Origin of the sequence: Nonomuraea lactucae, assembly GCF_003313395.1 — a bacterium.
Taxonomy (GTDB): Bacteria; Actinomycetota; Actinomycetes; order Streptosporangiales; family Streptosporangiaceae; genus Nonomuraea; species Nonomuraea lactucae.
This window is the reverse complement of the sequence record NZ_QNFZ01000230.1, coordinates 1-11287: the sequence shown is the minus strand read 5'-3', so window position 1 is coordinate 11287 and position 11287 is coordinate 1. Positions and strand designations below refer to the sequence as shown.

Genomic DNA, 11287 nt, shown 5'->3' with positions numbered 1-11287 from the left:
CCGCGCCCGGCGGGCGCGGAGCCGGCGGAGGGTTACGGGAGAACTCCCGGGGAGACCGGGAGGGTGATTGACGAGCGGCCGGGGGCGACGGTGATCCTGGTGCCCTCCGGGTAGCGGAGCGTGTAGTCCCGGTCCGTGGAGAGGATCACGAGGCCGAGCCGGTGGCCCTTCTTGAAGACGTGGTCCGTGGGCTGGAAGTCCCAGGTGAAGGAGTATTCGCGGCCGGGAAGCAGACGGTCGGTGCGGTCGGGGCGGTGGCGGTTGCGCACGTCGAGCCAGCCACGGGTGACGATCTTGTACGGGGTCGTGGCCGTGCCCAGCCTGCGCAGGTTGGTGCAGCCGGTGTCACCCGGCACGCCCTGCCCGTAGCAGAGGGTCTCGCCGGTGGGGACGAGGGTGCCGTCGGCGCGGACGTCCGTGCCGTAGTCGACCAGGAGCGCCGTCAGGTACGGCGAGGCGCCGTCCCGCAGCGAGGCCCGGACCGACACCTCCGGGGTGCCGGAGATCCGCAGGTCGGCCGGGAGTGCGGGCGTGAGGTAGGCCAAGCGGTTGGGGTCCGGGGCCGGGGCCGACTCGGCCAGTTGCTCGGCCGTGCGGGTCTTCTGGTCGGTGAACGACTCGCGGGGCGCGAGCGGGTGGGGGAGGAGGCCCAGCCTGGAGCCCGTGTCGAGGTGGAGGCGGACCGGCCTGGCGCCGGGGACGGGCCATGAGCCGTGCCGCTCCCAGGCGCCGGGCGCGGTCTCCACGTCGGCCTGCGGCTCGCGCATGATGCCGCTGTCGATGCCGTACAGCCAGTGGTCGAACCAGCCGTGCAACTGGCGGAGCCACTCGACGGTGCGGAGGCTGAAGGGGTTCATGTGCGTGCCCTGGTGGAGCCAGATCTTGCGCGGCACGTGGCGCTTGGACAGGGCGTACCACCACTGGGCGAACTGCTTGGTCTTGACGTTCCAGTCGTTGAGCCCGTGCACCAGGAAGACGCTGGCCTTCACCTTGCCCACGTCGTTGAGGTAGTTGCGGGCGTCCCAGAAGCGGCTGTAGTCGCCGGTGACGCGGTCCTGCGTCGCTGTGAGGTGGTCGACGACCGGCGCGCAGACCCGCTCGCCGTCGGCGCGGGTGAGCACGTACTTGGCCAGTACGTCCGCGTCCTCGCCCTGGAAGCCGCCCGGCGCGAGCACGCCGCCGTTCGCCCGGTAGTAGTCGTACCAGGACGAGATCGCGGCGATCGGGACGATCGTCTCCAGGCCCCGCACGCCGGTCGCGGCGACGGCGTTGGGCAGGGTGCCGTTGTAGGAGACGCCGATCATGCCGACCTTGCCGGTCGACCAGGTCGCGTCGACCGGCTCACCCTCGGCGGTGAAGCCCTTGGCGCGGCCGTTCAGCCAGTCGATGGCGGCCTTGGGGCCCGCCGTCTCGTTGCGGTCGCCGGTGGTCGGGCAGCCGGTGGCGCGTCCGCTGCCGAGGTTCTCGACGAGCGCGACGGCGTAGCCGCGCGGCACGAAGTAATTGTCGTAGTAGCCGTCGAACGGCTCCGCGAGCAGCTTGTCGGTGAGCGAGAGCAGGGTGGGCAGCGGGTTGCCGTTCGCGTCGACGTCCACTGGGTGGTTGGCGACGTCGTTGCCGCCCGCGTAGTAGGGGCTGGCCTCCATGATCACCGGAACCTTCAGGCCCTGTTCGGTCTCCTTGGGGCGCAGGATGTCCACGGCGACGCGGTCGGGCTTGCCGTCGCCGTCGCTGTCGGTGCCCTCCACCTCCACGTAGACGGTCTGTTTGACTGCCTCGGCGCGCGAGAAGACCGGCTGGGTGGCGCCGTTCTCCACCTTGATGGAGGGAGTGTCGGCGCGGGCCGGTGCGGCGATGGTCAGGGCCATGGCGAGAGCCGCGGCCAGGGGCACGGCGAGGGTCTTGCGAGGATGCATGCGATCTCCACAGGAAATATCAACCTATGACGGGAATCTCTGTCATGATCGACCGCTCGGCAAGGGCCCCCGGCCCGTCAAGCTTGGGTAAATCTTTCCGGGACCATCCCCCTCAAAGGCTCCCCCAGACTCAGGTCACGGACGCGAATGATGTCGATAACGGACCGATTGCGACCCTGTGTGCAGGTTTGGAGGGCACTGCTTGACCAACTATCTTCCGTGCAGGGTTGCCGTACTTTTCTTCGCGCCTGCGATGAAGTCTGACGGCGGGGAAATGGAAGGGAGTCGACTTGCTCGGCAAGCGATTCGGCAGGATGGCCGTCGGCACGATGGCCGGCGCCATGCTCATGGCAGCCGCGGCCTGCGGCGGCAACACCGGTGGGGGCACCACGTCCAGCGCCCAGCCCAGCGCGGGAGCCAGCGACGCGCCCAAGGCGGGCGCTCTCAAGGTCGGCCTCGCGTTCGACGTGGGCGGGCGCGGAGACAAGTCCTTCAACGACGCCGCGTACGCGGGTCTGGAGAAGGCGAAGACCGATCTGGGCGCGGAGATCAAGGACCTGAGCCCGGCCTCCGACGGCTCCAACCGCGGTGAGCTGCTCCGCCAGCTCGCCGACGCGGGCTACAACCCGATCATCGGCGTCGGCTTCGCCTACGGCGAGGACATCAAGAAGGCCGCCGCGGAATACCCCGACATCCAGTTCGCGGTCGTGGACTCCGCCTCCAACGCCCCGAACGTCACGGGCCTGCTGTTCGCTGAGGAGCAGGGCTCCTACCTGGCGGGCGTCGCCGCGGCCCTGAAGGCCAAGAGCGGCCACGTGGGCTTCGTCGGCGGCGTCGAGAACGACCTGATCAAGAAGTTCGAGGCGGGCTTCGCGGCCGGCGTCAAGTCGGTCAAGAGCGACGCCAAGATCGACGTCAAGTACCTCACCCCTGACGGCGACTTCAGCGGCTTCAAGGCCCCCGACAAGGGCAAGGTCGCGGCCGAGAAGATGTTCCAGGACGGCGCGGAGATCGTTTACCACGCCTCCGGCGACTCCGGCCTGGGCGTGTTCCAGGCGGCGGCGGCGGCCAAGAAGAAGGCCATCGGCGTCGACTCCGACCAGCGCCAGACCATCAAGGAGACCGACCTGCAGTCGGTCATCATGACCTCGATGCTCAAGCGCGTGGACGTCGGCGTGTTCGAGTACATCAAGGCGTTCCAGGGCAGCACCCAGGGCGGCGCCAAGGGCGCCGTGGGCGGCAACAACGTCATCTACGACCTCAAGGTCGACGGCGTGGGCCTGGCCACCACCGGCGGCGAGATCGACGACATCAAGGACAAGCTGGACGCCGCCAAGAAGGACATCATCGACGGCAAGATCACGGTTCCGGCCAAGCCGTAACCTGACGTGGAAACGCAGATCGAGGGCCCGGAGACCCCGGGCCTTCCGTCTATCCGCCCCGAGCCCGGAGTGGACGTGAGCAGCGAACGGGGCCGCGCAGCGAAATGAGGAGCGGTGAGCGACCAGTGAACACCGAGACCCTCGGCACGGCGCCACCGGCCGTCGAGCTGGAGGGCATCACCAAGCGCTTCCCCGGCGTCGTGGCCAACCACGACATACGCATCACCGTCGAACCCGGCACGGTGCACGCGATCGTCGGGGAGAACGGCGCGGGCAAGTCCACCCTGATGAAGATCCTGTACGGCATGCAGCGGCCGGACGAGGGCACCATCAAGGTGAACGGCGCGGAGATGTCCTTCCGGACCCCCAGCGACGCCATCGCGGCCGGCATCGGCATGGTTCACCAGCACTTCATGCTGGCCGACAACTTCACCGTGCTGGAGAACATCGTCCTCGGCGCCGAGCCGGGACGGGGCGGCGTCCTCGACGCGACGGGCGCCCGCGAGCGCATCAGGCAGCTCGCCGCCGGCCACGGCCTGCAGGTCGATCCCGACCGGCTGGTCGAGGACCTCGGCGTCGGCGACCGCCAGCGCGTGGAGATTCTCAAGGTCCTCTACCGGGGCGCCCGCATCCTCATCCTCGACGAGCCGACGGCGGTGCTCGTGCCGCAGGAGGTCGAGGAGCTCTTCGAGAACCTTCGGGAGCTCAAGGCGGGCGGCCTGACCGTCATCTTCATCTCCCACAAGCTCGACGAGGTGCTGAGCATCGCCGACGCGATCACCGTGATCAGGCGCGGCACCACGGTCGCCAGCGTCGACCCGCGCGACGTCACCGCGCGGCAGCTCGCCGAGCTGATGGTCGGCAGCGAGCTGCCCACGCCCGAGACCCGCGAGTCCACGGTGACCGACACCGTGGCGCTGAAGGTGTCCGGCCTGACCATGGAGGCCGACGGCCACCGGCCCGTGCCGAAGGGCGCCTCAGCCGGCGCGTACGTGGACCGGCTCCGCCAGGAGGGCAGGCGGCTGCTCCTGGACGACGTGTCGTTCGAGATCCACCAGGGCGAGATCCTCGGCATCGCCGGCGTCGAGGGCAACGGCCAGTCCGAGCTGATCGAAGCGATCATGGGCATCCGGCCCGTGCACGGCGACATCGCGCTGGGCGGCGAGGACATCAGCGGCTGGACCACGCTGCGGCGCCGCGAGGAGGGCATCGGCTACATCCCCGAGGACCGCCACCGCCAGGGGCTGCTCCTGGAGGCGTCGCTCTGGGAGAACCGCGTGCTCGGCCACCAGACCAGGAAGCCGGCGCGCAAGGGCGTCTGGATCGACCGGCGCGCCGCCAAGGCCGACACCGCGCGCATCGTCGAGGAGTACGACGTCCGCACGCCGAGCGTCGACACCCTGGCCCTGGCCCTGTCGGGCGGCAACCAGCAGAAGCTGATCGTGGGCCGCGAGATGAGCAGCGGGCCGAGGTTCCTGATCGCCGCCCACCCCACCCGGGGCGTGGACGTGGGCGCGCAGGCCGCGATCTGGGACCACCTGCGCAACGCCCGCGCGGCCGGCCTGGCCGTGCTGCTGATCTCGGCCGACCTCGACGAGCTGATCGGCCTGTCCGACACGCTGCACGTGATCTACCGCGGGCGGCTCGTCGCCCGGCTCGACCCTTCCGACGTGACGCCCGAGCGGCTGGGCGGCTACATGACCGGCGCCATCCCCGCCGCCGAGGAGGCGTGATGCCCGCAGGGCTCTACCGGGCGCTGCTCACCGTCGCAGGTGCCATGGCCGCGATCGTGCTGGCGGTCGCGATCTCCAGCGTGGCGATCATCGCGGCGGGCGCGAGCCCGCAGGCGGCGTTCGCGGCGCTGTTCAACTTCGGCGAGACCGAACGGTCGGTGGTCAACGGCATCACCACCATGATCAACCGGTCGGTCCCGCTGTTCATCGCCGGTCTCGCCGTGGCCGTCGGCTTCCGGATGAACCTCTTCAACATCGGCGTGGAGGGCCAGTACCGGATCGCGGCAGTCTGCGCGGCCTACGTCGGGTCGCTGTTCACCGCGCCCGCGCCGATCCAGATCGTGGCGATCATGGTGGTGGCCGCGGCCGTCGGCGGCCTCTACGCGCTGATCCCCGCGCTGATGAAGGTCGGCAGGGGGGTGAACGAGGTCATCTCCACGATCATGCTGAACTACATCGCGATCAACCTGACTGCGTTCCTCGTGCGCGGCCCCTTCGTCGGCGCCCGCGAGAAGGGACAGCTCACCACCCACACGCCCGTCCTGCCCGAGTCGGCCTGGTTCCCCGACCTCAACGTCGTCTTCGAGATGTTCGGGCTGCCCGCGCCGCGCGGTGGCGGCCTGTGGGGCTTCCTGGCCGTGGCGATCCTGCTCGGCGTCGGGGTCTGGGTGGTGCTGGAGCGGACCAGGTTCGGCTTCGACGTCATGGCGAGCGGCCTCAACGCCTCGGCCGCGCTGGCCTCGGGCGTCGATCCGAAGAAGATGGTCATCTCCGCCATGGTGCTGTCCGGCGCCATCGCCGGGCTGATCGGGCTGCCCGAGATCCTCGGCGACAAGCACTCCTTCGGCTCCAACTTCACCCCCGGCCTGGGCTTCCTCGGCATCGCGGTCGCCCTGCTGGGCCGCAACAGGCCCGCGGGCATCGCGGTCGCCGCGCTGCTCTTCGGCTTCCTGGACCGCGCGCAGGGGCCGCTGCAGTTCGCCAGCGTGCCGCCCTCGGTCATCGCGATCATGCAGGGCACGATCGTCCTCCTGGTGGTCGTCGCCAACGAGATCACGAGCAGGGTCGCGCTGCGCCGCGAGGAGCGGCGGGCCGCGCAGCAGCTCGGCCGGAACACTCCCGTTGAGGTGGCAGCATGACATCCGTCGCGGACACCCGGGTCAGGAAGTACCACCTGGCGCTCATCGGCGTCGCCGTGCTCCTCCTGCTCATGTCGCTGGTCCGGGTCCTGTCCGGGCAGAACGACATCACCTCGTCGGGCACGTTCTCCGCCGCGCTGCTGCTGTCCGTGCCGATCGGCCTGGCCGGTCTCGGCGGGCTGTGGGCCGAGCGGGCCGGCGTGGTCAACATCGGCCTCGAAGGCATGATGGTGCTCGGCACCTGGTTCGCCGGGTGGGCCGGATACCAGTGGGGCTGGCAGGCCGCGCTGGCCGCCGGGCTGATCGCGGGAGCCCTGGGCGGCCTCATCCACGCGGTCGCGACCGTGACGTTCGGCGTGGACCACATCATCAGCGGCGTCGCGATCAACCTGCTCGGCCCCGGCATCACCCGCTTCCTGTCCGAAGTCCTCTACAAGGAGGGCACGGGGGCGGCCGAGGCCGGCGCGGGCATCACCACCTCCCCGCCGCTGAAGTCGGAGGCTCCCGCGATCAGCCTGCCAGCGCTGTCCTCCGGCCCCGACTGGCTGGGCAGCCTGGAGCGGACCCACTGGTTCCTGGTCTCCGACCTCGCGGGCATCCTGCGCGGGCTCACCCACGACGTGAACGTGCTGGTCATCCTGGCCGTGCTGATGCTGCCGCTGACGTTCTTCGTGCTCTGGCGCACGGCCTTCGGGCTCCGGCTGCGCTCGGCCGGCGAGAACCCGTGGGCGGCCGAGTCGCTGGGCGTGAACGTCTACCTGATCAAGTACGCCGCGGTCGTCATCTCCGGCGCGTTCGCCGGGCTCGGCGGCGTGTTCCTGGTGTTCGTCAGCACCAAGTACGTCGAGGGGCAGACCGGGGGCAAGGGCTTCATCGGCCTGGCCGCCATGATCTTCGGCAACTGGCGGCCGGGCGGTCTCGCCGGTGGCGCCGCGCTGTTCGGCTACGCCGACGGCCTGCAACTGCGCAGCTCAGCCGCCGTCACCTCGTTCCTGCTCTTCGGCGCGGTGCTGCTGCTGATCTACATCGGCCTCCGGATCCGCGTGTTGCTGTCGCCCGTACAGGCCGAGGTGGCTGTGACCAGGAGTGCCAGGGACTACACGATGCTGGCCGCCGCCGCCGGGGGCGCCGTCGTGCTTTTCTGGCTCTGGATGACGGTCGACAGGCTGCCGGACAACTTCGTCTACATGACACCACACGTGCTCACGCTGCTCGTGCTGCTCGTGGCTTCGCAGCGACTGCGGATGCCCAAGGCCGACGGCGTGCGCTACCGGCGGGGGGAGCAACACTGATGAGCATCGACTGGGACGGGCTGCGTGCCCTGGCGACCGAGGCCATGCACCACGCCTACGCGCCCTACTCCCACTTTCCCGTCGGCGCCGCCGCCCTGGTCGACGACGGCCGGGTCGTCACGGGCTGCAACGTGGAGAACGCCTCCTACGGCCTCGGGCTGTGCGCCGAGTGCGGCCTGGTCTCCGCGCTGCGCGCCTCGGGCGGCGGCCGGCTGGTGGCGTTCACCTGCGTGGACGGCCACGGCGAGCTGCTCATGCCGTGCGGTCGCTGCCGGCAGTTGCTGTTCGAGTTCGGTGGCCAAGACCTGCTGGTCGAGACCGTGGACGGGCCCAAGCGGATGGCCGAGCTCCTGCCGTACGCGTTCGGTCCCGACGACCTGTCCAGGACCGCGTGATGGACGCCATCGAGGTCATCGTCACCAAGCGCGACGGCGGCGAGCTGACCACCGCCCAGATCGAGTGGGTGATCGACGCCTACACCCGGGGCGTGGTCGCCGACGAGCAGATGTCGGCCCTGGCCATGGCCATCCTGCTCAACGGCATGGACCGGCGCGAGATCGCCGCCTGGACGCGGGCGATGATCCGCTCCGGCGAGCGCATGGACTGGTCCGCGCTCGACCGGCCCACCGCTGACAAGCACTCCACGGGCGGGGTCGGCGACAAGATCACGCTCCCGCTCGCGCCCCTGGTGGCCGCCTGCGGCGCGTACGTGCCGCAGCTCTCGGGCCGCGGCCTGGGCCACACCGGGGGCACCCTCGACAAGCTGGAGTCGATCCCCGGCTGGCGGGCCTCGCTGTCCAACGAGGAGATGCTCTCGGTGCTGCGGACGGCCGGCGCGGTCGTGTGCGCGGCCGGCTCCGGGCTGGCGCCCGCCGACAAGAAGCTGTACGCGCTGCGCGACGTCACCGGAACGGTCGAGTCGATCCCGTTGATCGCCTCGTCCATCATGTCGAAGAAGATCGCTGAGGGCACCGGCTCGCTGGTGCTCGACGTGAAGGTCGGCTCCGGGGCGTTCATGAAGACCGCCGAGCGGGCCCGCGAGCTGGCCGAGACCATGGTCGCGCTCGGCACGGACGCGGGCGTGCGGACGGTGGCGCTGCTCACGGCCATGGATCAGCCGCTCGGCGTCGCCGTGGGCAACGCGCTGGAGGTCGCCGAGTCGGTCGAGGTGCTCGCGGGCGGCGGCCCGTCCGACGTGGTGGAGCTCACGGTACGGCTGGCGAGGGAGATGCTGGAGGCGGCCGGGGTCGCCGGCAAGGACCCGGCCGACGCGCTCGGCGACGGCTCGGCCATGGACGCCTGGCGCCGCATGATCACGGCCCAGGGCGGCGACCCGGACGCCGCGCTGCCCGTGGCGGCCGAGACGATGACCGTGGACGCTCCGTCGTCGGGAGTGCTGGCCAGGCTGGACGCGTACGGGGTGGGCCTGGCGGCGTGGCGGCTCGGCGCGGGGCGGGCCCGCAAGGAGGACCCTGTCTCGTTCGGTGCGGGGATCACGCTGCACGCCAAGCCGGGCGATCCGGTGCGCGCGGGACAGCCGCTGATGACGCTGCACACCGACGAGCCGGCCAGGTTCGGGCGCGCTCTGGCCGCGCTGGAGGGCGGCTACGAGGTAGGGGGGTCGGCGAGCCAGGAGCTCCTGCCTCTGGTGATCGACCGCGTCACGGCCTAGCCGGTCGCCCAGGGGTTGCGGGTCGCCGCGCGGCCCGTCAGCCGGTCAGGGCGGGAGTGTCGCTGAACACGCCGGCGAGGACGGCGCGCTGGGTCGGGAGCGCCTCGGTGTGGCGGGCGCGGCCCTCGTCGGTGATGCAGACGAAGACTCCGCGCCGGTCGGCGTCGCACACGCCGCGCGTGACGAGCCCGCCCTTCTCCAGGCGGGCGACGACGCGGGACAGGGCGCTCTGGCTCAGGTGGACCTCGTCGCAGAGCTCCTGGAGGCGCAGCTTCTTGTCGTGGCGGACCATCCGGTCGAGCACCTCGAACTCGCTCGCGCCCAGACCGTGCTTGTCGCCGAGCTCACGCTCCAGCGCGCACATCGCCTTCGCGTGCTTGGCCAGGACGTAATGCCAGGTCCCGACGACGAACTCCTCGTCCATGACGCGGAGGCTACCACTTCGCGGAGAAACATGCAAAGGAATTAAATGCCTTTGCATTAGATGCGGATGCATGTAATGTGCTGACACATGTCCTCTTTCTCCTCCCGTTGGGGCGCGCTCGCCGTGCTCTGCGCTGTGATCTTCCTTGACGCCCTTGACGTGTCGATGGTCGGCGTGGCGCTGCCGTCCATCCAGCACGATCTCGGGCTTTCCACCTCTTCTCTGCAGTGGGTTGTCAGCGGCTACGTGCTCGGTTACGGCGGTCTTCTCTTGCTCGGGGGCAGGACCGCCGACCTGCTCGGGCGGCGCAGGGTGTTCCTGGTCGCGCTGGGCGTCTTCGCCGTGGCGTCGCTGCTCGGCGGCCTCGTGGACGACGGCACCCTGTTGATCGTCGCCAGGTTCGTCAAGGGGGTGAGCGCCGCGTTCACCGCACCGGCGGCGCTGTCCATCATCACCACGACGTTCCCCGAGGGCCCACTGCGCAACAGGGCGTTGAGCGTCTTCACCGCCAGCGGCGCCAGCGGCTACTCGCTCGGGCTGGTGATCTCCGGGTTGCTGACCGAGATCGGCTGGCGCTGGACGCTGCTGATGCCGGTGCCGGTCGCGGTGGTCGCGCTGGTGGCCGCGCTCAGGGTGCTGCCACGCGGTAACGACGACACCGCCGAGGGCGGCCACGACGTGCTCGGCGCCGTGCTGATCACCGCCTCGATGCTGCTGCTCGTCTTCACCGTCGTGCAGGCGCCGGAGGCCGGCTGGGGCTCGCTGCGCACGATCGGCTCGCTGGCCGGCGTCGCCGCGCTGCTCGGGCTGTTCGTCCTCGCCGAGCTGCGGATGAAGCACCCGCTGGTGCGGCTGGGCATCCTGCGCTCCGGCTCGCTGGTCCGGGCCAACCTCGGGCTGCTCATCCTCTTCGGCTCGTACGTGTCCTTCCAGTTCGTCGCCATGCAGTACTTCCAGAACCTGCTGGGCTGGTCGGCCCTCGGCACGGCGCTCGCGTTCCTGCCCGCCGGGCTGCTGGTCGCGGTCACCTCGACCAGGATGGGCGAGTTCGCCGACAGGTTCGGCACCGGCAAGCTGATCGTCGTCGGCGCCGCCGCGCTGGCCGGAGGCTACGCGATGTTCCTCGGCATCGACGAGAGCCCCAGCCTGGGCGGCCTGGTCATCCCCGGCATGGTGCTGCTGGGCATCGCGTTCGCTCTGTCGTTCCCCTCGCTGAACATCCAGGCCACGAGCGGCGTGGACGACGACGAGCAGGGCCTGGCCTCCGGGCTGCTCAACACCTCGGGCCAGGTCGGCGGCGCGATCGTGCTGGCCGTGGTCACCGCGGTGCTCACCTCGGGGGATTCCGGCGGGACGTCCATCGGCGCCCTCCGCGCGGCCATCGCGGTGTCGCTGGTCCTCGCCCTGGTGGGCCTGGGCATCTCCGCTCTCGGACTGCGCTCGCGCCGCAGGGCTCCCGCCGTGGAGCAGGAGGCGTCCGTCTACGAGACCGTCTGACCTGACCGGGACCGGGCCCCGCGCGGCGGCGCGGGGCCCTTCTCGGTGCCGGGGACGCCGCTGCTTCGCGGGCTCGCGCACCGGGCATCACGAGGGTATGAACCGATCACGCTCGTCCCGGTCCGGGAGGGCGGCCCGCTTCGGGGCGGGCCTCGCCGTGCTGGCCGCGTGCGGTATGAGCCAGGCCGCCTGCGGCGGGGGCGGGCAGGGCCCCGGCGGGCCGGACGCCACG

9 protein-coding genes are annotated in these 11287 nt (G+C 70.7%); 7 read left to right on the top strand and 2 right to left on the bottom strand.

Annotated features, from left to right (window positions below):
• Positions 1-32: 32 nt before the first annotated feature.
• Complete coding sequence (locus tag DQW85_RS14275; protein WP_113700799.1) at positions 33-1916, bottom strand: Xaa-Pro dipeptidyl-peptidase; 1884 nt, start codon at positions 1914-1916, stop codon at positions 33-35.
• Between the two features lie 290 nt (positions 1917-2206).
• Here DQW85_RS14275 and DQW85_RS14270 point away from each other — a divergent pair, with 290 nt between their 5' ends.
• The 6 genes from DQW85_RS14270 to DQW85_RS14245 all read left to right on the top strand — a co-directional run bounded on the left by DQW85_RS14270 (position 2207) and on the right by DQW85_RS14245 (position 9134).
• Positions 2207-3298, top strand: coding sequence for a BMP family lipoprotein (locus DQW85_RS14270; protein WP_113700798.1), 1092 nt, complete (start codon positions 2207-2209; stop codon positions 3296-3298).
• A 125-nt stretch (positions 3299-3423) separates the two neighbouring features.
• Complete coding sequence (locus tag DQW85_RS14265) at positions 3424-5031, top strand: ABC transporter ATP-binding protein (protein WP_240197175.1); 1608 nt, start codon at positions 3424-3426, stop codon at positions 5029-5031.
• Positions 5031-6170, top strand: coding sequence for an ABC transporter permease (locus DQW85_RS14260; protein WP_113700796.1), 1140 nt, complete (start codon positions 5031-5033; stop codon positions 6168-6170). Before DQW85_RS14265 ends, DQW85_RS14260 begins: the two co-directional genes overlap by 1 nt.
• Entirely contained in the window at positions 6167-7462 is a 1296-nt protein-coding gene (locus tag DQW85_RS14255) for an ABC transporter permease (RefSeq protein ID WP_113700795.1), read from the top strand. The genes DQW85_RS14260 and DQW85_RS14255 overlap by 4 nt, the downstream gene beginning before the upstream one ends.
• Positions 7462-7857: a cytidine deaminase gene (locus DQW85_RS14250; RefSeq protein ID WP_113700794.1), complete on the top strand. Its 396-nt coding sequence runs from the start codon at positions 7462-7464 to the stop codon at positions 7855-7857. The genes DQW85_RS14255 and DQW85_RS14250 overlap by 1 nt, the downstream gene beginning before the upstream one ends.
• Positions 7857-9134 carry a thymidine phosphorylase gene (locus DQW85_RS14245; RefSeq protein WP_113700793.1) on the top strand — a complete coding sequence of 426 codons (1278 nt, stop codon included), beginning with the start codon at positions 7857-7859 and terminating at the stop codon, positions 9132-9134. Before DQW85_RS14250 ends, DQW85_RS14245 begins: the two co-directional genes overlap by 1 nt.
• A gap of 37 nt (positions 9135-9171) precedes the next feature.
• On the opposite strand, the gene DQW85_RS14240 is transcribed toward DQW85_RS14245, so the two are convergent.
• Positions 9172-9558, bottom strand: a complete 387-nt coding sequence (locus DQW85_RS14240; protein WP_113700792.1) for a MarR family winged helix-turn-helix transcriptional regulator — start codon at positions 9556-9558, stop codon at positions 9172-9174.
• A gap of 87 nt (positions 9559-9645) precedes the next feature.
• Here DQW85_RS14240 and DQW85_RS14235 point away from each other — a divergent pair, with 87 nt between their 5' ends.
• Complete coding sequence (locus tag DQW85_RS14235) at positions 9646-11055, top strand: MFS transporter (protein WP_113700791.1); 1410 nt, start codon at positions 9646-9648, stop codon at positions 11053-11055.
• Positions 11056-11287 lie beyond the last annotated feature (232 nt).